This is a genomic window from Latilactobacillus curvatus JCM 1096 = DSM 20019 (assembly GCF_004101845.1).
GTDB classification, from domain to species: Bacteria; Bacillota; Bacilli; order Lactobacillales; family Lactobacillaceae; genus Latilactobacillus; species Latilactobacillus curvatus.
In genome coordinates this window covers 765629-789434 of record NZ_CP026116.1, presented here as the reverse complement: position 1 = coordinate 789434, position 23806 = coordinate 765629, and the positions used below count along the sequence as shown (strand labels likewise).

At 42.4% G+C, this 23806-nt stretch carries 22 protein-coding genes and 2 pseudogenes; 18 read left to right on the top strand and 6 right to left on the bottom strand.

Annotation, left to right across the window (positions count from 1 at the left end; translation table 11 throughout):
• Positions 1–26 precede the first annotated feature (26 nt).
• The 3 genes from LCU_RS04240 (at position 27) to LCU_RS04230 (ending at position 2685) form a co-directional block, all read left to right on the top strand.
• Positions 27–1382: a cytosine permease gene (locus LCU_RS04240; RefSeq protein ID WP_056965799.1), complete on the top strand. Its 1356-nt coding sequence runs from the start codon at positions 27–29 to the stop codon at positions 1380–1382.
• A 107-nt stretch (positions 1383–1489) separates the two neighbouring features.
• Positions 1490–2221: a hypothetical protein gene (locus tag LCU_RS04235; RefSeq protein WP_054644355.1), complete on the top strand. Its 732-nt coding sequence runs from the start codon at positions 1490–1492 to the stop codon at positions 2219–2221.
• 5 nt (positions 2222–2226) lie between these two features.
• Positions 2227–2685: a hypothetical protein gene (locus LCU_RS04230; RefSeq protein ID WP_056965809.1), complete on the top strand. Its 459-nt coding sequence runs from the start codon at positions 2227–2229 to the stop codon at positions 2683–2685.
• Between the two features lie 54 nt (positions 2686–2739).
• Here LCU_RS04230 and LCU_RS04225 read toward each other — a convergent pair whose 3' ends face one another.
• Together LCU_RS04225 and LCU_RS04220 are read right to left on the bottom strand one after the other, a co-directional pair.
• Positions 2740–4908 carry an LTA synthase family protein gene (locus LCU_RS04225; RefSeq protein WP_164905621.1) on the bottom strand — a complete coding sequence of 723 codons (2169 nt, stop codon included), beginning with the start codon at positions 4906–4908 and terminating at the stop codon, positions 2740–2742.
• Positions 4909–5002: 94 nt separating this feature from the next.
• A complete protein-coding gene (locus LCU_RS04220) occupies positions 5003–6058 on the bottom strand; it encodes an LTA glycolipid anchor biosynthesis glycosyltransferase, IagA/BgsA family (protein ID WP_054644356.1) in 1056 nt (351 codons plus the stop codon).
• Positions 6059–6430: 372 nt separating this feature from the next.
• Here LCU_RS04220 and LCU_RS04215 point away from each other — a divergent pair, with 372 nt between their 5' ends.
• From LCU_RS04215 to LCU_RS04205, 3 genes are all read left to right on the top strand, one after another.
• Positions 6431–6892 (top strand): VanZ family protein, encoded by a 462-nt coding sequence (locus LCU_RS04215; protein ID WP_232505292.1) that lies wholly within the window; start codon positions 6431–6433, stop codon positions 6890–6892.
• A 219-nt stretch (positions 6893–7111) separates the two neighbouring features.
• Positions 7112–7978, top strand: coding sequence for a GRP family sugar transporter (locus LCU_RS04210; protein ID WP_004270033.1), 867 nt, complete (start codon positions 7112–7114; stop codon positions 7976–7978).
• A 97-nt stretch (positions 7979–8075) separates the two neighbouring features.
• Positions 8076–10604 (top strand): YfhO family protein, encoded by a 2529-nt coding sequence (locus tag LCU_RS04205; protein ID WP_056965793.1) that lies wholly within the window; start codon positions 8076–8078, stop codon positions 10602–10604.
• A gap of 53 nt (positions 10605–10657) precedes the next feature.
• Here LCU_RS04205 and LCU_RS04200 read toward each other — a convergent pair whose 3' ends face one another.
• Positions 10658–11998, bottom strand: coding sequence for an MFS transporter (locus tag LCU_RS04200; RefSeq protein WP_056965791.1), 1341 nt, complete (start codon positions 11996–11998; stop codon positions 10658–10660).
• A gap of 193 nt (positions 11999–12191) precedes the next feature.
• Here LCU_RS04200 and LCU_RS04195 point away from each other — a divergent pair, with 193 nt between their 5' ends.
• Entirely contained in the window at positions 12192–12641 is a 450-nt protein-coding gene (locus tag LCU_RS04195) for a hypothetical protein (RefSeq protein ID WP_054644360.1), read from the top strand.
• A gap of 50 nt (positions 12642–12691) precedes the next feature.
• On the opposite strand, the gene treR is transcribed toward LCU_RS04195, so the two are convergent.
• The gene (gene treR, locus LCU_RS04190) at positions 12692–13405 is read right to left on the bottom strand and encodes a trehalose operon repressor (RefSeq protein ID WP_056965789.1); all 714 of its coding nucleotides are present in this window, start codon (positions 13403–13405) and stop codon (positions 12692–12694) included.
• A 199-nt stretch (positions 13406–13604) separates the two neighbouring features.
• Between treR and LCU_RS10230 the strand changes: the two are divergent.
• From LCU_RS10230 to LCU_RS04165, 5 genes and pseudogenes are all read left to right on the top strand, one after another.
• Positions 13605–15067 (top strand): annotated as a pseudogene (locus tag LCU_RS10230) (PTS transporter subunit EIIC).
• Positions 15068–15092: 25 nt separating this feature from the next.
• A complete protein-coding gene (locus LCU_RS04180) occupies positions 15093–16739 on the top strand; it encodes an alpha,alpha-phosphotrehalase (protein WP_056965787.1) in 1647 nt (548 codons plus the stop codon).
• Positions 16740–16755: 16 nt separating this feature from the next.
• Complete coding sequence (locus LCU_RS04175; protein ID WP_056965785.1) at positions 16756–17244, top strand: PTS sugar transporter subunit IIA; 489 nt, start codon at positions 16756–16758, stop codon at positions 17242–17244.
• A 10-nt stretch (positions 17245–17254) separates the two neighbouring features.
• Positions 17255–18049 (top strand): ChbG/HpnK family deacetylase, encoded by a 795-nt coding sequence (locus tag LCU_RS04170; RefSeq protein WP_054644365.1) that lies wholly within the window; start codon positions 17255–17257, stop codon positions 18047–18049.
• 3 nt (positions 18050–18052) lie between these two features.
• Positions 18053–18658 carry an SGNH/GDSL hydrolase family protein gene (locus LCU_RS04165; protein ID WP_056965783.1) on the top strand — a complete coding sequence of 202 codons (606 nt, stop codon included), beginning with the start codon at positions 18053–18055 and terminating at the stop codon, positions 18656–18658.
• A gap of 94 nt (positions 18659–18752) precedes the next feature.
• On the opposite strand, the gene LCU_RS04160 is transcribed toward LCU_RS04165, so the two are convergent.
• On the bottom strand, positions 18753–19460 hold the full coding sequence (locus tag LCU_RS04160) for a VIT1/CCC1 transporter family protein (protein WP_004270030.1): 708 nt from the start codon (positions 19458–19460) through the stop codon (positions 18753–18755).
• 21 nt (positions 19461–19481) lie between these two features.
• Positions 19482–20162, bottom strand: coding sequence for a VIT1/CCC1 transporter family protein (locus LCU_RS04155; RefSeq protein ID WP_004269989.1), 681 nt, complete (start codon positions 20160–20162; stop codon positions 19482–19484).
• 116 nt (positions 20163–20278) lie between these two features.
• Between LCU_RS04155 and LCU_RS04150 the strand changes: the two genes are divergently transcribed.
• The 6 genes and pseudogenes from LCU_RS04150 (at position 20279) to LCU_RS04125 (ending at position 23607) form a co-directional block, all read left to right on the top strand.
• On the top strand, positions 20279–20980 hold the full coding sequence (locus LCU_RS04150; RefSeq protein ID WP_076786894.1) for an NAD(P)H-binding protein: 702 nt from the start codon (positions 20279–20281) through the stop codon (positions 20978–20980).
• Positions 20981–21037: 57 nt separating this feature from the next.
• Positions 21038–21457 (top strand): MerR family transcriptional regulator, encoded by a 420-nt coding sequence (locus LCU_RS04145; RefSeq protein ID WP_004270020.1) that lies wholly within the window; start codon positions 21038–21040, stop codon positions 21455–21457.
• Between the two features lie 18 nt (positions 21458–21475).
• Positions 21476–21883, top strand: a complete 408-nt coding sequence (locus LCU_RS04140) for a cupin domain-containing protein (RefSeq protein WP_039098772.1) — start codon at positions 21476–21478, stop codon at positions 21881–21883.
• A gap of 20 nt (positions 21884–21903) precedes the next feature.
• Positions 21904–22227, top strand: a pseudogene (locus LCU_RS04135) (carboxymuconolactone decarboxylase family protein).
• Positions 22228–22321: 94 nt separating this feature from the next.
• Positions 22322–22702, top strand: coding sequence for a winged helix-turn-helix transcriptional regulator (locus LCU_RS04130; protein ID WP_081038301.1), 381 nt, complete (start codon positions 22322–22324; stop codon positions 22700–22702).
• 158 nt (positions 22703–22860) lie between these two features.
• The gene (locus LCU_RS04125; RefSeq protein ID WP_054644368.1) at positions 22861–23607 is read left to right on the top strand and encodes an SDR family oxidoreductase; all 747 of its coding nucleotides are present in this window, start codon (positions 22861–22863) and stop codon (positions 23605–23607) included.
• Positions 23608–23806 lie beyond the last annotated feature (199 nt).

The window sequence follows — 23806 nt, the reverse complement described above, 5'->3', positions numbered from 1 at the left end:
CAATTAACCAAGTGGAGGGTATCAAAATGACAAAGCAACAAACAATTCATGCAGTATCCAAGGACGCACGAACGATGGGCAGTTGGGATTTGTTCGCAACTTGGATTGGTGCAAATGCGAATAACGGCACTTGGTTTATCGGCGGCATTATTGCGGCAACTGGCTTGATTCAAGGGTCTACGTTGTTACTAGTTGTTGGCTGTTTATCGTACGTCTTGCTTGCACTGGCCTCCTACATGGGGTATCAAACTGGTGTGGGGGCGATGGGGCTAACGCGGGCCTCATTTGGCGTGAAGGGATCCGTCTTGCCATCGATTATCAATGTGGTACAATTCATCGGTTGGGCTGCGGTGAATACGTATATTGCAGCAACTTCAGTGAGCTTCATCATCAAGGAAATCATGGGCTGGTCAGGCAACGATGCAGCCACTAACCGGATGAGCTTGATTGTTGGGATTCTAATTATGTCTGTCCTGCATTTAATCAGTATTTCGCTCGGTGAAAAATCCGTCCGCTGGATTGAACGAATTGGCATCATCTTAGTGATTATCTTAGTCACTTGGGAATCAATCATTGTCTTCAAAATGGTACCGTTCAAAGACTTAGCGGCGTGGCGGCCAGCCAGTAACTTGCGGCTTGAATTTGGGAAGGCGGTCGATATCCTAGCAGCGTTTAACCTTGCATGGGTAACCGCTGCTGCGGACTTCAGTCGTTTTTCAAAGAACAAGAAAGCAGCCACTGGCTATTCATTCTTAGGCGCCAATATTGGCTTGTTCTGGTTTGCTTTCATCGGGTTAACGGCGACAATTGCCACAGCGATTACGTTAAATCATTTTGACCCGAACAATGCGGATCCAAGTACCATTGCGGCCAAATTAGGGTTAGGTGTTTTAGCGTTATTAGTGATCGTGATTACCAGTACGACAGCTAACGCGGTGAATCTAATGGCTGCGGGATCGGCTTTAACCAATATTTTTCCGAAATTTAAATTAACGCCGGCATTGTGGGTCGTGACGTTATTGGCAACGGTGATGACCTTTATCCCAGTCTATGTTGCCTCATTTTTAACCACTTTCGAAACCTTCCTTGATAGTATTGGGATGTTCTTAGGGCCTGAAATCGCAGTTTTCTTGGTGGATTACTTCATTATTAGACGGCGGCACTACAATGTTGGTGCGCTCAATGAAGTTGCTGGACCATACTGGTACACCAAAGGATATCATCTGACAGCCATGATTGCATGGGTCATTGGGGTGGTCAGCTACTTGGTCTTAAATCAATTCGCGATTATTCACGCTTATACGGGGGCAACGTTTATCGCAATGGGGCTGACAGCACTTGTTTATTGGTTAATGGTTCAAAGAAAGGAAAAGACAATTTAAGGGAACTAAAAAAACGTCTTAATTAAGGCGTTTTTTTTAATTTTTACCACAGAGTTCATATAATTTTCATACTTTAGTTTTACACTATCTTTATTAGGAGGTGGGTCATGTTCTCCATTAAATCAATTCCAGCTAATATTCGGTATTATTTACGCCAATCTTTGTTAATCTATCTCGTGGATTGCCTCTTTTTAGGCGTCATGCTGATTGCGCTGAGCTTGATCAGTTTAGAACGACATGACCTCAACCAGTTGAAAAAGCAATTAGCCAACTTTAACACAACTAAAGAGGGGACTAACCCCCTGACACATCTGGTTCAAAGTAAAGAAGTCTTACTGGGACGCTATCAATTTATCGCGGTAGTGCTGACTATCGTTATCGCACTTGTGATTGGTATTTTGACTTGGCAAGCGTTTAAGAAGATGCGTCAGGATATCGATACTTTCACTAGTGCGAATTGGTCGCGACATACAATTGTCAATTATTATACGTTAACGGCGCTTTGCTTACTAATCAGCGCAAGCGTGACAGTGATTTTAGGTTGGTTATTAGTCAATTCCTACTATTGGCGCGGATTAGAGCTGATTAATCAACAGTGGCTACAAAAGCCGTTGCGACCAATACAAGGTCCCCGAGCATTTCAACCGTTATTTAAAAATCATCTGACTGACTTTAGTAGTCATTCGTTATTGAATCCGATTTTGCATGAGAGTACCAAGCAGAATTTAACCAATCAAGTATTCGCCCAACTATGGGCACCATTTATCAGTCTAATTGCACCAGTTTACATTATTGGTTGGTGCCAAGTTACTCGCTTTAGGAAAATGAGAAAGGCGTGATTGAAATGCTAAATAAACAACCCTTAGCACTTGGACAGGTCTATTTTAGTCAACCGGAGATGATTCAGCAGAACCTTGAATCACCTGAACCCCCATATGTCATTGATTATGAGGCGCCTAAGATTCTCCCCTTTATGTCCGGTTGGGATAACTTGTTGCTTCCTAAAAAGCAGCTTGCACCAACGTTAAAAATGTTGATTGAACAGCATTTAAAGCGCAGTCGGAGTTTATTGGGCACCGAATTACCGCCAGTCGATCAGTTCTGGATTCAATTGATTCGCGGTTTAGCAAGCCACCAGCAACTCGTGGTGGTCAAGCATTTCTTAGATGAACTTCCACCAACGGATGCTCGCCAATTATTAAATGATGTCAGAGCGGTAGCAGCGCAGTTTCAAATTATCGTAATCATGACAACGACTCAGGAATCCGTTTTTAATAGTTTTCAATCGCAGGTGATTAGCTAACGTCAAAAAAACGCAAGGACAATATATGTTGTCCTTGCGTTTTTTTTTTGACGATTATTCCGCATCGTTAGTTGCTGTTGCATCAGACTCTTTTTTCAGGGCCTTTGATTTTGGCACTTCCGTGAGGCTTGATTGATCATCCGCTAATTCTGGAGCATCGGTTTTAAAGAGCCCAACAGTCGATTGATCACCATTTTGCGAGAATAAACTGGTTGAATTAGCCCCTAATTTATTTTGAATATCGACAAGCTGTTGATAGCCAGTCAGATAGTTATAATCGGCAGGGTTCACTGGTTTAAAACCTTGTGGTGTATAGAAACGTAATAGGTTCTTTTCGTTAACTGAATCCGACAAACTCAATTCGCGGTTCACTTGTTTCTGCCAAACAGCGACTTGTTTTTGCAACCTAGCTGTTGGTTCAGTTACTTCTGTCCCATCCTGATTATTGTAGATGGTGCCATCGAGTACTGTGTAATCAGGGGTGACAAAGTTATGGTTTCGGAAAGCCACGACTTGATCATGTTGTGGTGATAATAAATCGGTGCCGAATTGGACGTAATTTTTATTATCAATCCCGAGTAAGTGAAGCATTGTTGGTAACGCATCGATTTCGCCACCATATTGTTTTTGGATACCGCCTTTTAAACCGTTCATGTGAATCATGTAAGGCACACGCTGTAGTTGGGCGTTATCGTAGTCGGTCCACGTTTCTGGGTCGCGGCCTAGTACACTGAGTAAGGCCTTATTATCAGAATTCGAAAGACCGTAGTGATCACCATAGAGGACAATCATTGAATTATCATAGAGCCCAGAGGCTTTAAGATAATTGAAGAACTCTTCTAGGGATTGGTCAAGATAATGGGCGGTCGCAAAATAGTTGTTGACCGCTGTATTATCAGTTGTGGCACGGGGGAAGTCACCGTCTTTTTCGGGTAATGGGAATGGAAAATGGTTGGTGACGGTGATGAATTTCGTGTAGAACGGCTGTTGTAGCTGTTCGAGATACTTAATCGATTCACCGAATAATAATTTGTCCTTCAAGCCGTATTGTAAGACGTTATCAGGATCGGTGTTAAAGTAGGAAGAATCGAAGAAGTAGTTGTAGCCAAAGTTCTTGTAGACGTTATTGCGGTTCCAGAAGGTGCCCACATTACCATGGAAAACGGCACTCGTATAGTCACCGTTTTGCTTGAGGATTGATGGGGCAGCTTGGAAGGTGTTATCCGAACCAAGCGTTGTAAAGACTGAGCCTTGTGGTAGACCGTAGACGCCGGTTTCCATCATGTTTTCGGCATCACTGGTTTTACCTTGGCCAACTTGATGGAAGAAGTTTTCAAAACCTAATGTATTTTGATCATGATAGAGGCTATTTAAAAATGGCGTTACTTCGCGGCCTTCGAACTTAAAGTCGATTAGGAATTGTTGAAAACTCTCTAAATGAATGACAATGACGTTCTTGCCCTTCGCAACGCCTGCGTATTCAGCGTTCGGTGCAGCGTAATGCTCTTTCATAAAGTCGAGCACCGGATCTAAGTCGTAACTCTCAGCTTGGGCACGCACTTGATTATTCTGAGTAGTCTTGAAAGCATCGTAGACGGTGAAGGTGTCGATGCCGAGGTACTTAACGATGTAGTTCCGATCAAACGTCCGTGATAAAATTTGAGGTCGGCTGATTTCACTTAAGCCAAGGTTGATGCCAAATAATAAGACGGCCAGTGAGGTAATACTGAAGGCCCACCACCGATTAAATGCGTGTTTGTCGATCTTGATGACCTTGGTTAAAATCAGCAAGGCTAAGACAATAATATCAATCCAATACAGCGCATCATGCCAGTTCATGAGGGCCAGTGAACTTTTGCTGAGCCCAGCCGAAACTTTTGAATACCCTAAGATGGTGTTGATGGTCATGTAATCGGTGAATTGCCGGTAATAGATGACATTAAAATATAAAAGAGCGGTGTTGGCGGCATAGATAATCAAGCCCAACCAATAACTGAGATGCGGCTGGCGAACATAAAGAATGATGCCGAATAAAAGGAGCGTCGTCGCGACCGGATTAAAGATTAAAATAGCAATTTGTAAGAAGCCACTAGCTGCGAGGTTAAAATCGGTGAAGTACCCGAATAACGTTTTTAGCCAAAATAAAAAGACTAACAAACTCATGAAGCCTAATCTCGTGGATAGGAATGATTTAATTTTTGTGAGTTTCAAATAATGTGACATCCTTTCAAAAAACAGAACTAAAAGAGCGCTAATGCCTTATTTTAACCCGAGGGCGGCATTAGCGCAAATAGCAGTTTAAAGTTTAAACAGAAACTTAACGTTTCGCGGGCCGCATGATGGCATCGTACTTTGGATTCAGTTGATCTGGCGCCAAAACATGTTGATAAACGGCTTGTAATTCATGGCCGATTTCTGTAATACTCTTAGACTGCGCAGTTTGGTAGCCTTGAGCTGTTAAATCGGGAACGGCATTAGTGACCATTGCTTGGATGAGTTGACTGAATTCTGCGTTAGTGTGGCCCATGTAGCAGTTTTGTTGATCGGCAAGCCAGCCATGGTAAACCGGAATATCGCGCACCAACACTTTTTGATGACTTGCAAGGGCTTCTAAGACGACAATCCCTTCAGTCTCTTCATAAGAAGGGAAGAAAAATAAGTCAGCATTGGCATACGCGCCTTCGATAATATCGCCTTTGATATAACCAGGGAAGATGACGTTGTCGGGATGATCCTGTTTGACAATCCGGCGAATATTGGCTGGAATACTGTACATGGGTACATCTCCAAACCAGATAAAGGTGTATTCGGGTAGACCTTTGGCGATTTCGACAAAATCGAGAAGCCCTTTGCGTTTAAAGAAGAGGCCGACGCAGATAATCACTTTTTGATCAGGCTTTAAATGGAAGAAATTCCGAAAAGCAGCTTCTTTAGCTGGTGTGGCTTGATACTTAGCTAAATCAATGCCGTTTGAAATGGGAGCGATAGGGTTGGTTAGACCATAGCTTTCCAATAATGATTTTGAATAAGGGGTGGGGGTAATTAAGTGGTCGGCTTGTTGATAGAGGCTAACGAGGTACCGTTTAACAAATGGAGCGAGTTGATTGGAACCAACAAAGGAGTTGCGAAAATCTTCTTCGGTCGAATGTGCATGATAAATGACGGGTTTCCCCATTTTACGCGCCTTTTTGATGACACTGCGGCTTTTGAGTCCGTATGTATTGATATGTAAGATATCGTAATCTTGATCATTCGGATCAAGCGTATAGTCAATCCCCATTTTGGTTAACGCGCGTTTTTGATGATCCAACGCCCGCCCAATTCCAGATTTAGCGAGTAGTTTTTCACTTTCAAAATATAATAGAACTTTCATAAAAGGCTCCTGTTTCAATTTATAGTAACTTCTATTATAGCATAGCACAGTAGGCACACATCGGGCTAAAGTTGGGCAGTCGATACCTAATAGTTTAAGATTCACTTTAGTCGAGTAATTAAGCGTTATTTATTGAAAAAAAACAGCTATAATGGACTTAATTACTCATTGAGTAATGAACAGATAGGTTAAATTAGTGGAATAAGTGAGGTTGGTTTTTTGGTATTTCTTGGGCGTATTTATGAACAATGGATCCTCCCTTGGGGGGAACAGTATAATCATTTACCACTCATCAAATTGACGGTGGAGAGTTTAGATAAGACGATTTTGTATTGTTTGGTTTTTATTGTGTGCCGGTTGGGGTACTTATTAATGAAACGACGCAAAATACAGCTTCTCCCAGAACTGAAACTATTGTTATTTGTGTTTTATATTGCCTTATTGGTCTCATTAACGGTTTTACGGCATATTTATTATCCGTGGCAAATGCAGCTCCATTTGCAACGACCACTTAGCCAAATTAATTTGACACCGTTTGTTGAGACTTTCAAGTTACGGCAAGCGCCCGCCCAGATTGATTATTGGTATAACTTCTACGGGAACATTGCGTGGTTTATCCCGTTTGGTTTATTGCGACGGTCATTGACACAGCGCAAAGGGGATTGGTTGATTACGATTATTGAAGGGGCTCTGTTATCCCTGTGTATTGAATCCGCCCAGTTTGTTTTAGGGACTGGCATGGCAGATATTGATGATCTCATGTTTAATACATTAGGGGTGATGATTGGCGTCCTGTTATATCAAGTCCTACAACATGCAAAGCGAAAACATTAAGGTTATCAACGGTAAGAAAACGCTTATCGTTGATTTTTTTACTAAAAAAACGCTTTTTTACGTAAAATTTACGTAAGCGCAATCACGACTGGGACAGTTGCTTACATGACGGTAGTGAAGGCTGGTAACGATTGAATGGTGCCGTTTTCCTACTAGCCAGCGGATATAAAACTATGTATAATGGATTCTTGTACTTTAGAGAAGAAGAGGAATTTATAAATGGCTATTTTAATTGCATTAATCCCTGCACTTGCATGGGGTAGTATCGGGTTAGTGAGTGGCAAACTTGGCGGGAATGCCTATCAACAAACCTTAGGAATGACAATTGGTGCGCTGGTTTTTGGAATCGGTACCTTTTTAGTATTACAACCCGCTTTAAACTTACGGATTATGGTAATCGGTATCATTTCCGGTTTATTCTGGAGCATTGGTCAAGGACAACAGTTCCAATCAATGCAAGCGATGGGTGTTTCTAAGACAGTCCCATTATCAACCGGGATGCAATTGATTGTAAACACTTTAGCAGGTGCTTTGTTATTCCATGAATGGAAGACAACGCACGATTACATCTTCGGGATTACTGCATTAGTGATCTTAATCGCTGGTGCCACATTAACTTCAATGAAGGATCCGAAGAGCAGTGTTGCTGCTAAAGAAGATACACAATTTGCACGTGGTTTTAGAGCATTAATCTTATCAACAATCGGTTATGGTGGTTACACAATCATCGTTAACTGGTCACACATTGGCGCAACATCAATTGTTTTACCACAAGCAATTGGGATGTTCGTCGGTGCTGCAATTTTTGCCGGTGTTGGCATTGGGACAGCAGTCTTCAATAAGAAAACAGCACTCAACATTAGTACTGGTTTATTATGGGGTCTTGGGAACTTATTTATGTTGATTTCAATGAATGATATTGGTCTAGCAATTAGCTATTCATTATCACAATGTGGCATTATCATCTCAACAATCGGTAGTATTTACCTATTGGGTGAACAAAAAACGAAAAAAGAAATGGTTTACGTCACACTTGGCTGTTTATTAGTCATTGTCGGTGGGGTCACCCTCGGTATGATGAAGTAAGCAACTTACTAATAAGTCACCTAGACAAATTGTCTGGGTGGCTTATTTTGTTTAGAGTGTGTATTATTCTATAGAAAAGGCAAAAGAAGTGAGTCAGATGAAGAGAACAAATAAAACAGCTGTCAGTTACTATTTATTGAGTGTGCTAGTTCCCATGTTATTAATGGTGGGGCTATATGCAATGCTCCAAATTGTGCCGTTTGGACGGCATAATTTATTGATTAGTGATCTCGGTACCCAATATATGCCCTTTTTGGCAGAGTTTAAACGGCAAATGGCCCAGATGAATTTCAGTACGTATTCATTTTCACTTTCACTGGGTGGCGATATATTACCGCTAGCGGCTTATTATTTAATCAGTCCTTTTAATTTACTGCTCCTATTTTGGTCGAATAGCCAGTTGCCAGTGGTGGTTGGGTATGTCATTATTTTGAAGATTGGGGCAATGGGTTTAACGATGGCCCATTTTCTAAAGACGCGTCAGCCTGAATATCATTTTTCCGCGCTAATTTTTGCAACAGCTTATAGTTTAAGTGGCTTTGTGGCAATGAACTTTTATAACCTAATGTGGTTAGACGCTCTGATTTTCCTCCCACTGGTCATCTTAGGATTAGAACGGCTATTTTTAAAAGGGCGTCCTGGCTTATATATCTGGATGTTGGTTGCCACTATCTTTACCAACTATTACTTGGGTTATATGTCATGTCTATTTGCCGTTTTGTATGCAATTAGTTTGTTAATCAAATGGAAACAACCCCAACAGTCTTGGTGGCAACTAGTGGTTCACTGGCGGCAGGCTATCTGGCAGTTTTGTTGGGCCTCATTGATTGCGGGGGGCACAACAGCAGTTGTATTATTGCCGTCGTTACTTGGAATGTTGAAGACTGGGAAAAAGACAATCGCTGCAACCAGTTTTTATCCAACCCCGCAGTTTGGCTGGGAAGTTTTGAGCCAATTTCAAGTCGGCGGCAGCCATTATACGCAACGCTTAATTCATGAACCAACTTTATTTATCAGTACATTAGCGCTGTTATTTGCGGTCTATTATTTCTGTCTACCAACCATTCGACGGCAAGCAAAGTGGTCGAACGGCTTTTTAATTGTTAGTTTAGCGTTAAGTTTCTGGGTAACGACATTTAATACGATGTGGCACATGTTCCAGCAACCAGAAGGGTTTCCATATCGGAATACCTATTTGATGGCATTTGTTCTCATCAAGATTGCCTATGAAGCAAGTATTGAACCAATCGGTAAACGTCAAACGAAACGCCTGGTTATTTTGATAGTCGGTGGCTTGCTCAGCATTGGCCAGTTGGCGCTCTACTATGGGCCACATGTACGTGGTGTGCAGAAACAATCGCTCTGGTTGTTAATCGGACTAATGGTTTTGGCTAGCGTTATTTTTGCAGCGTGGCAAAAAGGAGCACGTTGGCAACCATGGGTGATTGGTCTGGGAGCCGTATTGACGTTTAGTGAACTGGTGATTAATGGCCGCTTGACGACCACTAAGTTACCGATGGGCGATCAAGTTGTTTATGCGCAACAATACCAACGCCAAGCAGCACTCTTTGAACAGCTTGAACGGCAAACACCTGATTTCTATCGCGTTAATAACCAAGCGATTCTCTTAAAAAAAGCGTTTAAGGAACCGTATTATGGGTACAATGATGCGTTGACCTTTGGACAGTATACATTAAACAATTATTCTTCGACACTTGATGAGCGGATGCGGACGATGTTGGTTAATCTCGGTTTTTATAGTAAGAATGCCCGGCGGATTAACGGGATTGGGCATACTGTGCTGACTGACCTACTATTTGCCAATCAATATGACCTAATTGCTAAGCAAGGACAGGTTGTGACACAACCCCATAAAACGTTAGGCTTAGGGTTTGCGGTTAATGACCAGCTAGCACACGTGGCTTTGAAAGCACATGAGCCGTTTGAAAATCAAGATCGAATTATGCAAGCGATGACGGGACAAACGACACCATTTTATCAATATAATCAATTAGATTTACAAGCGCAAAAACGTCGGCAAATTACGTTTACAACGCAAGTTAAGACAAGTGGATATGCTTATCTATACTTGCCGCAACAAAACTTATCAAAGCTCAAAGTGAAAATTAATGGCCGAACACATAAAGCACCGATTGAATTGAATGGGACCACGATTATTGGTTTGGGTCGCTATCAAAAAGGGCAACAACTAACGCTGACAATTACCAGTCGGCAACCTAAAGCCTTTCGTAAGATTCAGGTGGCTAGTTTAGACCAGGTTCATTTCGATCAAGCTTTTGATCAGTTGGCACAACAACGCTTAAAGATCGACCTAAAACAACTGTCGGCAGATAATGGTCGGATTGCTGGTGTAGTACCAGCTAAGACCGCTGATCAATTACTTTATCTAAGTGTGCCGTATGACAGTGGTTGGCATGCGCAAGTCAATCATCAAACAGTTCGTACACGACGAGTGATGGGCAATATGCTTGCAGTGCCACTTGAGAAAGGGACTAACCAAGTTCGCTTAGTCTATCGTGCGCCGGGACTAATTATCGGCGCGATCATTTCAACATTTAGTTTAATGACATGGGGACTTATCTTAATTAAGCAACGCTGGCATTAAAAAAGCAGGTTAACGATGACAATCATCATCGCTAACCTGCTTTTTATTGTGGCTTATTTGGGGTGTAGTTGAGTGGCTAAGCCGAGACCAATTAAGGTCAGGCCGAGCAAACTAACAAATACGACTTGGTAACCGGCGACACTTAAAAGGAGAGTTGCAAGGGTGACGCCCAGCGCGCCCGCAATTTGACGAATCGTGGTTGTGACGGCAGTGCCGTCAGCGAGCACTTGATCCGGCAGGCTATTAGCACCAAGTGTAACAGCAGGCATCATGACAAATGCGTTGCCGCCTTCGATGAAACAGGCACACAGGATCATCAATGGTAATGACAGCCATTGGTAGAAGCCAATCAAAGCTAGCCATCCAATGCTAATCATGGTTAGGCCAACGAGTAAGGTCGGTTTAAAGCCAATTTTATCAGCTAACCGGCCCGCGAGTGGATTCAAAAGGCTTAACACAACGGCAGCAGGGACCAATGCTAATCCTGAAAGAAGCGGCGTCAACTTCAATTGAGCTTGAAAATATAATGGGTAGATGACTGTGGTGACAATCAATGAAATATAGGAAATAGCAGTCAATCCGACCGCAATATCGTAGTTAAGGTAACTGAGAATATGTAAATTAAGAAGTGGCGTTGTCTGGGTGAGTTGCCGGTAGACAAAATAACCCAGTGCTAGGCAGCTCACTAATCCGATACCCCAGAGTCCGATTGGGTTGATAGTAGGATGATTAGCGCTACTGATGACATATAATAAACCGATTAATCCAGTTGTACATAAAACGGAAAGACCATCAAGGTGATAGGGCTTAGCCGGCATAACATCAGAAATAGTGAAGTTAGCTGTTGCTAACACGGTTAAGATAATCAGAATAAAGGCGATGAATAGTCCTCGCCAGCTGAAGTAGTTGAGAATAATCCCTGAAATAATCGGCCCACAAGCTAGTGCAGAGCCCATTACTAAACCAGCCAGGCCCATAATTTGGCCCCGTTGATTTTCAGCAGTAATGGTTAATAAGACAGTTTGAAACGATGGAAATAAAACACCTACTGCGATGGCTTCCAACGCCCGCCCGAACAATACCCAACCGAACTGATTAGCGAAGACAATTAATAGCGTTCCAATAGTAAATAAACTTAAAATCCCCATGTAGAGTCGTTTGAATGGGATGTTGTTTAATAACCAAGGACTAATCGGCATCATGACACACATTACGAGCATAAAACCGGTTGTCAGCCATTGAACAGTTGTGGCTGATAAATCAAAATAGGCCATTAAAGTTGGATAAGCAGTTGAAAGGGCAGATTGGCTGATAGACATTGTGAACGTGCCGGCTAGTAGGGTGAATGTAAATAGTTTTAGTGCTGTTCCAGATAGATAACGTTGGTTGGACAAGTAATCAGATCCCTTTTTTGGCTTACCTTAACTATAGGACGTCATGTTTTATTTGTAAAATGAAACGCAATTTGAAATCGTTATCGGTAACAAAGGCTAATAATTAGCTTTTTATCTATATTTAGTATATATTTAGTATATATTTATACTCATGATGAGTATTTAGATATTATATTAAAGGGGGGGAACGACCATGAGTGTCAAAGCGGATCAACTATCGACTCAGGAATACATCGTACGGTGGAATCAATTTTTAGAACGGTTCATCGTGTTTGAAACAGTATTTAGTGAGTACACCCGGACCAGCAAGAACATCATCAAGGGGCGCTGTCTGGTGGACGAAAATTTGGAATCGTTAAACGAATATTTTCAACGTAACTTACGGGTTTTTAAACAATTTATTGATCAAGCCACATTACTAAACCCGCCAAAAGAATTACGAGAAATTAACCGTCAGTTACAATTAGTAATGACTGATTACGTCTCGTCCGCTGAAGCCATGGTCACCGCCTTCAACGAGGGTGATGAGTTAAACTTATATCAGAAACTCACAACGAGCCGTCAACAACAAAAGAGTCTTCGAATACGCATTAGTGAACTTTTAAATCAAATCGCTGTTTTTAAAACACAGGCGGTCAAATAAAAAAAAGACACCCATCTGGCAACTCTCAGCCGGTGGGTGTCTTTTTTTGACTAGATAATTTTACGCCGAGCATGTTCGATAAATTTAAACTTATCGGCACGGTGAATCGATTCGGTGAATTGAAGGAGGGTATTATCTTGTAGATGGGTGACACCTTTAACACTGACTACGGAGCTGTTAGGCGGTAGGTTCAGTATCTGACACTGTCCTTCAGTGGCGGGAATCACCGTGAACTCCTTACTGCCATACCCAATTTCGAGTTTGAGTGTTTCTTCAAAGTAACGATAGAGTGAGTCTTGTGCAACCCCTTTTGAAATGTGGGGGACTATGCTAGTTAAGACGTAGTCGTTATCGATTACCAGGGGCTGACCGTTAACGACGCGCAGCCGTTGAATGTAAGTGGCAGGTAACTGCTCTTCGGATTCAAGATGGAAAAGGGTTTGGGGAACGGTCGTCTGTGTTAATTGCAAGACTTGAGTGTCAGTATGCATATCGAAAAGACTATCTAATTCACGATAACTGGTCAATCCTGAAATCGGAAAAGCATACTTGTCTAGACCGAGAACCAAAGAGCCTTTCCCTTTAATTTTATGGATAAAGCCATTTTCAAGTAGACTACCTAATGCTTTGCGGACGGTTTCACGCGACGCACCGTAGAGTTCAGTGAGTTCATTTTCACTTGGTAAGAAAGTGCCGCTTTGATAGAGTTGGTGCGTAATCTTGCGCACGAGATCTCGATAAATCATTTCATATTTTTTAGCCATTCGATATTCTCCAATTTGTTTTCTCATTCCTATCATAACGGGGATTCGGTGAAGTTGCAAGGTTAGATTAAGCGCTAACAAGAAAACGGTTTTAAAAAGTTTTGAAAACTTGTACGTACATTATATATGATTACGGTGTACTGAGAAAGCGCTTTTATTCATGCTACTTTTAATTCAATAAGATTCGGGAGGAATTATTATGGCTCAAAAGGATTATTCACAACTCGCACAGGCAATTGTCGCCGGTGTCGGGGGTAAAGAAAATATCGATAGTTTAATTCACTGTATTACACGGCTTCGTTTTTATCTAAAGGACGAATCAAAAGCGAAGACCGAAGAAATTAAAGCATTAGATGGGGTCATTAACGTTCAAAAGGCCTCTGGGCAATACCAAGTGGTCATTGGCAACCAAGTCACTGCCGTTTATGATGCCGTGATTGCAGAAATCGGGACAGAGTTTGCTGGCGAAGATGAAACGGCCCAAGTTGTGGCTGCAACAACGCGCCAACAAAATTTAACGCCATGGGGCCATGTTAAAGAAGCCTTTAATCAATTAATCGGCGTGATTACCGGTGCGATGAGTCCGATTGTCGGTATCTTAGCTGCTGGCGGGATTTTAAAAGGTGTCTTGGCGATGCTAACGATGCCACAACTTGGCGCGTTATTAAGTGCTAAGAGTGAAGCGTACATTGTCTTAAGTACGATGGGTGATTCTGTTTTCTACTTCTTACCCATGTTGGTTGGGTTCACTGCCGCTAAGAAATTAAAAGGTGATCCAGTTTTAACCGCTGTCATCGGTGGTGTTCTGGTGCATCCTTAATTAGTGGCTTTAAACGGGAAATCATTGCTTGAAATCGGGTCATTAAACTTCCCAATGGTCAACTACACATATTCGATTTTCCCAATGATTCTCGCTGCTTGGTTGCTAAATTAACCAAATGGGTTAAAGGCTGGTTACCAGGCTACTTACAAATTATCTTTACACCATTGATTGTGATTGCAGTCGTTTCTGCCATTACGCTTTACATCACAGGGCCTGCTATTATTTGGTTATCAAATGGTTTAGCATTCGGGATTCAATTCTTATTATTAAAGAGTGGTTGGTTATCTGGGTTATTAATCGGTGGATTCTATCAAGTGCTTGTTATCTTCGGATTACACTGGGGGATTTTACCAATTATTGCCAACGATGTTGCCGCAACGGGTCACAGTTACTTTAACGCGATTTTAAGCACAACAATGATTGCACAAGGGGCCGCTGTTTTAGCTGTTGCGATTAAGACCCGTAAAACAGCTTTAAAAGAATTATCATTTGCTGGTGCGATTTCAGCATTCTGTGGGGTTACAGAACCTGCTATTTATGGGGTCAACTTGAAGTTCCGACGCGTCTTCATTGCCGGTTTACTTGGTTCAGCCGCTGGCGGATTTGTCAGTGGGTTATTCCACGGTAATATGTTCGGTTTCGCGGGGTCGTGGATCGGCTTTGCATTATTCTTAGATCCAAAACACCTAGCAGATTTATCAAACTTATGGATTTTCATCGCGTCATCAGCGGTTGCAACGATTGTGCCATTTATTGTAACGCTCGTTTGGGGTTATAACGATCAAATGACAGCTGGTGAAGCAATGGCTAAACCACAAAAACCAGGAACAGCAAAATAAACGACTGAAATAGGAGAGATATCGCATGGCATGGTGGCAAAAAGCAACAGTTTATCAAATTTATCCGCGGAGCTTTCAAGATTCCAACGGTGACGGAATCGGGGATATCAACGGCATTATTCAACGGTTAGATTATTTACAAAATCTTGGGATTGAATTGATTTGGTTGACGCCAATGTATGTTTCCCCCGGTCGTGATAACGGTTATGATATTGCGGACTATTACCACATTGATCCCATTTTTGGTGATTTAACCGATTTTGAACGACTCTTAAATGAAGCCCACAAACGTGGGATTAAAATCATGATGGATATGGTGGTCAACCATACTTCTGATCAACACCGCTGGTTCCAAGAGAGTCTCAAAGGCAAGGATAATCCGTACCATGATTATTATTTGTGGCGTGATCCAGTGGATGGACACGAACCAAATAATTGGTTATCCAAGTTTAGTGGCAGTGCTTGGGAATATGTGCCAGTACTTGATCAATATTATCTTCACCTATACGAAAAGAGCATGCCAGATTTGAACTGGCGGAATGAACACTTGCGGGCCGATATTTTTAAAATGATGCAATTCTGGGCAGACCTTGGGATTGATGGGCTACGGTTAGACGTAATTAACAATATCTCGAAGGATAAAGACTTCCCGAATGATACGTTTAAAACGCCAAGCGACGATGGGCGCAATTTCTATACGAATGGACCACATGTGCACGAATACATTCATGAAATGTACGAAAAGATCTTTGGCCCGAACCAATTTGTCACGGTTGGGGAACTTTCCTCAACCCCAATTGATGAAGCGATTCGTTATACCAATCCAGCCCGTGAAGAGTTATCGATGGCGTTTACCTTCCATCATGTGAAGGTTGATTATACCGGTGGCAAAAAATGGACACTAGGCGATTATCGGCTGTCTGATCTAAAACGGGTGCTTAGTGATTGGCAAACGGGGATGGCTGCCGGTGGTGGTTGGAACGCATTATTCTGGTCAAATCATGATCAGCCGCGTGCCGTTTCGCGCTTCTTGGATGACGGTCAATACCGCGATCAATCCGCTAAATTATTAGCATTAGTCGAATTTGGCTTACAAGGCACACCGTATATTTATCAAGGGGAAGAAATTGCGATGAAGAACGCGAACTTCACCGCCGTTGACCAATATCAAGATGCTGAATCCATCAATGCTTACCAGCAAATGTTGAGCGACGGGATTGATGAAGCGTTAGCGATTAAGATTTTACAGCAGAAATCACGCGAGAACTGTCGAATTCCGATGCAATGGGATCAAACGGCGCATCACGGGTTTACGACTGGGACACCATGGTTAATGCCGGTTGAGCACGATGATTACTCAGTTGCCGCTAAGATTCATGAACCCAATAGTGTCTTTGCATTCTATCAAGAATTAGTGCGAATGCGTAAGCTTATGCCAGTTTTAATTGAAGGGGACTACCAATTATTTGAACCAGAGGACGAAGCGGTTTACACTTATCAACGACACCTAGATACTGAAACGATTCGCGTGATGGCTAATTTTACTGGTCAAACACAAGTCCGTTCAATACCACACGTCAAGGACGTGCTCATGGATAATTACGAACAACCGCAGTTTGATGGTCAGCAAATCACTTTACGACCTTATGAAGCTATCATGATGCGGGTTTAAGAAAAGAGGAAGAACGATGTTTAATTTTTTGAAAAAAGGACCAGTTGGACAGGTAACAGCCCCCGTTGCTGGCAGTTATTTACCAATTGAACAAGTTACCGATGAAGTATTTGCAAGCAAGACAGTTGGCGATGGCTTTGCCATTACCCCTGATGAACGGCAAACAACGATTAGCGCACCAATTGACGGTGTTGTTAGTTCGATTTTCCCCACTAAACACGCCATCATGATTACAACAAAGCAAAATGTTGAGATTCTGATTCATATGGGGATTGATACCGTTGAATTGAAGGGCGCGCCATTTACGATGCACGTTGAAGCGGGTGATCGTGTCAAGGCTGGCGAAGCGATTGTTGATATTGACTGGCAACAACTAGCAGCCGCCCAAAAGGCAACGACTATCATGGTCGTCAGCAGTAACGCCACCTTTGCACCAGCAGAGCCACTACCAACAACAGTTACGACTGACACCATTATTGGACAGTTCGACTTAGCGGCAGAATAGGTGGGTTAAGATGCAACCAATCATTATTGAATCTGATGATTTCGGGATGACCATACCGATTTCGCGCGCAATCATTACTGGCTTAAAAACTGGCGTGATTTCTACCACTAATGCGCAAGTGACATCGCCTCATTTTGAAATGAGTGCGGTACTCGCCCAGCAACATGGGATTACGGCAATGGGATTGCACTTGGTTTTCGACAAAGACCGCCCAATTAGTCAGCCACTGACGATTCCCAGCTTGGTAACCCCGGCTGGGTTTTGTCATGCTTATCAAACCTTACAAACTCATCCAAAACAGTTGGCCATTACTGATGTTAAGCGTGAGTTTCAAGCGCAGATTGACCGCTTTTTGGCGAGTGGGTTACAACTCACGCATTTGACATCGCACCATTTTGTGGCAACGTTAACGCCTGAAATCTATGCAATTGTTCTAGAACTAGCGCAAACGTATCATGTCCCTGTTCGCAATGAAACGGCGCATTTAAGACCGACAGAACAAGCGTCCTACCTGCTATTAATATCGGAATATGCCGTTTTAACGACTGGGACGTTGATAACGGCGCAACAAACACCGTATTTAACGCCACAGGAAATCAAACGGCAACTGACACAGAAAAATTTGGTAGGTACGCCGGTGATCTTAAGCCATATTGGGTATTTATCGGCAGAGTTACGGCATAAGAGTCGTCTGACGACGAATCGGATAGCCGAATTCAATGCGCTTAAAACATTAAAGCAAACCAATTATTGGGATCAATTTAGTTGGCAACTGACGGATTACTCAGAATTAGGAGCGAAGTAGCAAATGACACAATATCAACATTTAACGGTACTTGGTGATAGCATCACGGATCAACGTAATCATTACGCACACAAATGGTACTACCAGTGGTTAGCAGAATGGCTCACGATTCCCACAATCACCAATCTCGGAATTTCGGGGTCGACGATTGCCCAACCGTATGATCCGATGGTTGAACGCTGGCAAGCCATTCCTGAATCAACGGATTTATTATTGATTTATGCGGGTGTGAATGACTTTGGTCGTGATGTACCACTTGGTCAATTTGGTGATCAGTCCACAGTAACATTCTACGGCGCACTACAAAAATTACTTGGGCAGATTACGAAACGTTACCCACAAGCGACGGTTTATTTTATCTCGCACGTTCACATTGGGACTGACTTCTTTTCGGCCGTTAATCAAGGCGGTTATCAGCAACAAGATTATGAACAAGCGATTGCGCAAGTGACGGACTTGTTTGGCGTTCAGCATATCAGTTTGTTTAACGAATCAGCGTTGTCATTTGCGGATGCACAACAAGCGGCTGAGCTGAGTTTAGACAGTCTCCATCCCAATGATGCTGGCCATGAAAAAATTGCCCAGTTCTTGAGAACTAAAATTAGATAAGCAAAAAGGCGTCGAGCTAAAAGTTAATTTAAGCTCGACGCCTTTTTTTGTGGCTGAATTTAAGTTAGATTAGAACAAATGATGACGGATTTCTTTAGAAGAGTTGGCCAATCCCGTAGTGAATGGCCATTGTAATTAAACCAATTAGGATGTTCCGAATAATGGAGACTTTGACTTTGCCATCGCCCAGTTTAGCGCTGATAAACGCGGTAATGGAAACCGCGATGGTGACGGCAATGATTGTGCCGGTCATCTTGTAGGCTTCAGGCAGTAGAATCATTGTCACAAGGGGGAAGACGCCACCGAAAGCGGCTGAGAAGAGGGATGCAAACGCTGCGGCCCACGGGTTCATATAATGGCCAAGCTCTAGGTCATATTTAACATTAACAATTGTTGCTAAAGGCTTCTTATGCATTAAGTCCTTAGCGATTGCGAGTGCCGTTTCAGAAGTGACACCTTTGGCTTCGTAAAAAGCTTGGACTTCTTTAATTTGATCATCTTTAGCTGTTTTTAAGCGTGCTTGTTCAATGGCAACAGCGGCTTTTTCCGTGTCACTTTGCGAACTAACTGAAGCATATTCACCCGCCGCCATTGAAAAAGCACAGGCTAATAAATCAGCAAGTCCAGCGATAAAAATGGTGAAATTATTGGTTGTTGCGGCGGCAACACTAAAGAGCACACCGACAACGGTTAGAATCCCGTCATTAGAACCTAGAACGCCGGCTCGAAGGGTATTCATCTTTTCTTCCATCGTTTGATGGGGTTTTTCAGTTGTTTTGAGTGGGGCTTTAAGAGGGGTCATAAAAAAATCCTTTCTAAGCGATTATTGTTTGAATAATGTCCCAATAGCGTAAGTGACTACCATGGTTAATAATCCGGAAATCACATTGCGCAACATGGCTTTTGAACGATTCGCTTTGCCGAGAGCGGCTGCACTGTAGCCGGTTAGCGCAAGGGCAATCATCACTGCAATGATGGTGGCTTGCACGCGAATGGTTTGGGGTAATAAGGTGATTGCGGCTAGTGGCAAAATAGAACCGATTGGAAATGAGATGAATGACGCAACAGCGGCTGCGTAAGGACTGGTAAAAGCAGTCGGGACAAACCCATATTTTTCACGTACGACAGTCGTCAACGGATCAGCAGTCATCATTTCGTGTGTAGCCCGATCGGCAAGTTCAGGATCAATCCCAGTGTTGACGTATTTTTGCCGAACAAAAGCCATCTGAGACGCATAATTACTGTTTAAATTCAATTTCGTATTAATGATTGCCATTTCCTGTGCGTCTTTTTGCGTGCTGACAGAGACGTATTCGCCCATCGCCATTGAGATCGTTCCAGCAATCATTCCGGCAATTCCCGAAATGAAGATGGCGAAGCTATTGCTTGTAGCGCCGGCAACACCGATAACAATTCCGGCGACGGATAAAATCCCATCATTGGCACCCATGACGCTAGCCCGCATCACGTTAATTTTTTGGGCGAGTGATAATTTTTTTGACAAGGTGAAGCCTCCAATACTTTTTATTACTTTATAATGATTATAATTAATAACAACTTTCATTTTAGTCAATTTAATTTGAAAGTCAAGTAGCAACCTAGACCAATTAAATTTGAAAAATGGCTTGCCTTCGAGTGTACTTTAAGGAATATGCTAAAGACATTGAAGAAGGGGTGATTAAAATGAGTCGCATTTTAGTATTAGGGGCAGCCGGACAAGTGGCCCAGTTAGTTATTGAGCAACTGTTGAAAGAAAATCAACATGAGCTCGTGCTATATTTACGGCACGCTGAACGGCTAAGCGCATTAGCACAAAATCCACATGTCACGGTTATTGAAGGTGATGTGTTGGATCAAGAGCTGTTGGCAGACAGTTTAGCTGGGGTCGATATCGTTTACGCAAATTTAGGCGGGCAGTTCGAACCATTAATGCAAAACGTTGTCGCGACAATGACTGCAGCGGGCATCAAACGATTAATCTATATCAGTGGATTAGGCTTGTATCATGAAGTGCCAGGTGCTTTTGGTGAGTGGAATGAACAAGCAGTCGGCCATGAAGTCATGGAAGACACGCGGCGGGCGGCGAAGATTGTTGAACAATCTTCGCTTAACTATACCATTTTACGTTGTGCCTATATGACCAATGAAGATCGGATTGATTACGAATTAACTGAAAAGGGAACACCGTTTAAAGGGACGATTATTTCACGACGGAGTATCGCGCAAGTTGTTGTTGATTTAGTTAATCATCCTGAAAAAGGAATTGGGGCAAGTTGGGGCATTAATCAGCCGAATATTGATGGCGATCGTCCTATTTATTAAAAAACTTGCCTTATAGTATACTCTAAGGTATAAGCTATTTTTGTAGGAGGGATGTCGATGGCACAAGAGCAGTACAAAATCGGCGAGTTTGCTAAATTGGTTGGTTTGTCGACTTACACATTACGTTACTATGAAGACCAAGGCTTGATTATGCCACAACGCGATGCGGCCGGTGTCCGCTTTTATACATTAGAGGACGTTAAGTGGGTCGGGTTTATACTCCATCTAAAAGGGACCGGTATGCGGATTACAGAATTAAAGCAATATGTTGCATTGCGGGCTCAAGGAGACGCGACGATTGAAGCGCGCAAAGCTTTATTGCAAAAAACAAAGGCTCAAGCTGAAGCCGAATTGGCTGAGCGCCAAGCAAATTTACAGATCCTAACGCGTAAAATTGATTGGTATGATGGTAAATTGGATCAGAGTATCGATCAAGCAGAGAGTTTTGAAACGTATTTACAACGATTTGAATCCTAATAAAGTGAGGTTATTAGAATGGTTAAGAATGAACAATTAAAAGAAAAACAATTATTCCCAGTTGGAGAAGCTAATGTGGCTTATCAAGACTTCTTCGTCGGTCAAAGTTATTTATCAATGTTAGTGAACGAACCAGACGTGAATGTCGGTGTCGGGAATGTCACGTTTGAACCTGGTTGTCGGAACAATTGGCACATCCATCATGCTGGGTACCAAATTCTATTGGTGACTGGTGGCGAAGGCTGGTATCAAGAAGAAGGTAAAGCAGCACAACACTTAGTCCCAGGAGATGTGATTGTTACTAAAGACGGCATCAAACACTGGCATGGGGCCACTAAGGATAGCTGGTTTAGTCATGTCGCCATCACTGCCGGCACACCAGAATGGTTAGAAGCTGTTTCAAATGCGCTTTATGACGCACTTTAATTCAGAAAGGGGTTTTTAAAATGGCAAAGAAACAAACAGCAGGCCGCGATCTATTGGGTGATTTTGCACCTAAATTCGCTGAATTAAACGACGATGTTTTATTCGGGCAAGTTTGGTCGCGTGAATCAGAGTTACCAGCACATCAACGGAGTTTAATCACCATCAGTGCCTTGATTTCAGGTGGTAATTTTGAATAATTACCAGCGCATTTAAAGATTGATAAGGAAAACGGCATTACTGAAGCTGAAATTGTCGAAGTGATTACGCATTTATCATTTTATGTCGGCTGGCCTAAGGCATGGTCGGCGATGAACGCTACTAAAGCGGCTTATCGACCAGAATAATTAATCAGGGATTAGGACAGATAAGATTGTCCTGATCCTTTTTTTGATGGTATGATAGACAAACAAATCAGCATCAAGAAGTGGAGGAAAGGCCTTGAACGAGCCACAAAAAAATTATACCAACGGTGTTTTAATGACTTTATCAGTGATTGGAATGAAATGGAAACCGTTGATTCTCTGTCATCTTGTGGCAGGACCTCAAAGACCGGCCGAACTTAAAAGCGTCGTTCAGGGAATTCCAGCCAAAGTTTTAACCGATCAATTACGTGAATTGGAACGAGATGGCATCATTACTCGAAAAGTTTTTAACGAAGTACCCCCACACGTGGAGTATGCGATTTCTGCGTACGGCAAATCATTGGTTTCCGTCCTAGGAATGATGGCCAAGTGGGGCGAAGATAGAATCGACTTTTTACAGAGCAATGGTGATGATGTGCAGTTGGATTATCGAGACCATGAGAAATACGATATTTAAAGAAGGCGATAACATTTATTCAAAAAGAATGTTGTCGTCTTTTTAGTGATTTCACAAAACTTACTTTGAGGTGCGTTAGTTAGTTGAAAGTGCGTAATTGTTTATTGCGAAGTACCCGATATACTAACCTTATCAACTAAAAAGTGAGGGGAAAAGAAATGAATGATATTCAAAATAAAGTCGTTGTGATTACCGGTGCATCAAGTGGGATTGGTAAAGAGACGGCCACCTTATTAGCAGCCAAAGGTGCAAAACTTGTTTTAGCAGCTCGACGAACAAGTGCGTTGGCGGCGTTGGCGGCGTTAACCGCTCAATACGACACTGAGGTTATTTATCAGCAAACGGATGTGACGCAATTAGCAGACATGCAAGCCTTAATCGAATTGACAATCGCTAAATTTGGTAGAATTGATGTGCTATTCAATAATGCTGGCTTAATGCCCGTCTCAATGCTACGCGATGGTAAAGTCGATGAGTGGGAGGCTATGATTGATATTAATATCAAAGGTGCGCTATATGGTATTAAATATGCCTTACCTTTAATGGAACAGCAAAAGAGTGGTCATATCATTACCACGGATTCAGTTGCCGGTCATTTCACTGGTGAAGGCTTATCCGTTTATTCAGCCACTAAATATGCAATGCGCGCGGTGATGGAAGGGTTACGTGTGGAAGAAGTTGGAATGGGCATTAAATCAACGTTAATCTCTCCAGGACATGCACAAACCGAATTAGCCAGCCGGATTAGTGATCCGCAATTACGAGCAGCTGTTCTCAAGAGTGAAACTGAAACTGGATTAACAGCAACCGATGTCGCTAATGCCGTAATGAACGCCATCGATACACCAGATAATGTGGGCATTAATGAAGTCATTCTCCGGTCAATTGATCAAAGAGACTATTAAGCCATTGGTCAAAGATTGAATTGAGTCTTGACAACGAACGCTAAAAATAAAAAATATTTTCGAATGGTCTAGTTCAGCGCTTGCAATCGTAAGTTAACGGCACTTTCAAAAAGGCTTTAAAATCAGCTACCACAAATTGAATTAAATACAAGAGTTTAAATTAGAATGCTTAGCGTGTACCATATATAGTGTTGTTTCG

Bases quoted from the DNA above. Each gene is read 5' to 3' on its own strand.
- LCU_RS04240 (WP_056965799.1), top strand. From the start codon at position 27: ATGACAAAGCAACAAACAATTCATGCAGTATCCAAGGACGCACGAACG.
- LCU_RS04235 (WP_054644355.1), top strand. From the start codon at position 1,490: ATGTTCTCCATTAAATCAATTCCAGCTAATATTCGGTATTATTTACGC.
- LCU_RS04230 (WP_056965809.1), top strand. From the start codon at position 2,227: ATGCTAAATAAACAACCCTTAGCACTTGGACAGGTCTATTTTAGTCAA.
- LCU_RS04225 (WP_164905621.1), bottom strand. From the start codon at position 4,908: ATGTCACATTATTTGAAACTCACAAAAATTAAATCATTCCTATCCACG.
- LCU_RS04220 (WP_054644356.1), bottom strand. From the start codon at position 6,058: ATGAAAGTTCTATTATATTTTGAAAGTGAAAAACTACTCGCTAAATCT.
- LCU_RS04215 (WP_232505292.1), top strand. From the start codon at position 6,431: ATGAAACGACGCAAAATACAGCTTCTCCCAGAACTGAAACTATTGTTA.
- LCU_RS04210 (WP_004270033.1), top strand. From the start codon at position 7,112: ATGGCTATTTTAATTGCATTAATCCCTGCACTTGCATGGGGTAGTATC.
- LCU_RS04205 (WP_056965793.1), top strand. From the start codon at position 8,076: ATGAAGAGAACAAATAAAACAGCTGTCAGTTACTATTTATTGAGTGTG.
- LCU_RS04195 (WP_054644360.1), top strand. From the start codon at position 12,192: ATGAGTGTCAAAGCGGATCAACTATCGACTCAGGAATACATCGTACGG.
- treR (WP_056965789.1), bottom strand. From the start codon at position 13,405: ATGGCTAAAAAATATGAAATGATTTATCGAGATCTCGTGCGCAAGATT.
- LCU_RS04180 (WP_056965787.1), top strand. From the start codon at position 15,093: ATGGCATGGTGGCAAAAAGCAACAGTTTATCAAATTTATCCGCGGAGC.
- LCU_RS04175 (WP_056965785.1), top strand. From the start codon at position 16,756: ATGTTTAATTTTTTGAAAAAAGGACCAGTTGGACAGGTAACAGCCCCC.
- LCU_RS04170 (WP_054644365.1), top strand. From the start codon at position 17,255: ATGCAACCAATCATTATTGAATCTGATGATTTCGGGATGACCATACCG.
- LCU_RS04165 (WP_056965783.1), top strand. From the start codon at position 18,053: ATGACACAATATCAACATTTAACGGTACTTGGTGATAGCATCACGGAT.
- LCU_RS04160 (WP_004270030.1), bottom strand. From the start codon at position 19,460: ATGACCCCTCTTAAAGCCCCACTCAAAACAACTGAAAAACCCCATCAA.
- LCU_RS04150 (WP_076786894.1), top strand. From the start codon at position 20,279: ATGGCTTGCCTTCGAGTGTACTTTAAGGAATATGCTAAAGACATTGAA.
- LCU_RS04145 (WP_004270020.1), top strand. From the start codon at position 21,038: ATGGCACAAGAGCAGTACAAAATCGGCGAGTTTGCTAAATTGGTTGGT.
- LCU_RS04140 (WP_039098772.1), top strand. From the start codon at position 21,476: ATGGTTAAGAATGAACAATTAAAAGAAAAACAATTATTCCCAGTTGGA.
- LCU_RS04125 (WP_054644368.1), top strand. From the start codon at position 22,861: ATGAATGATATTCAAAATAAAGTCGTTGTGATTACCGGTGCATCAAGT.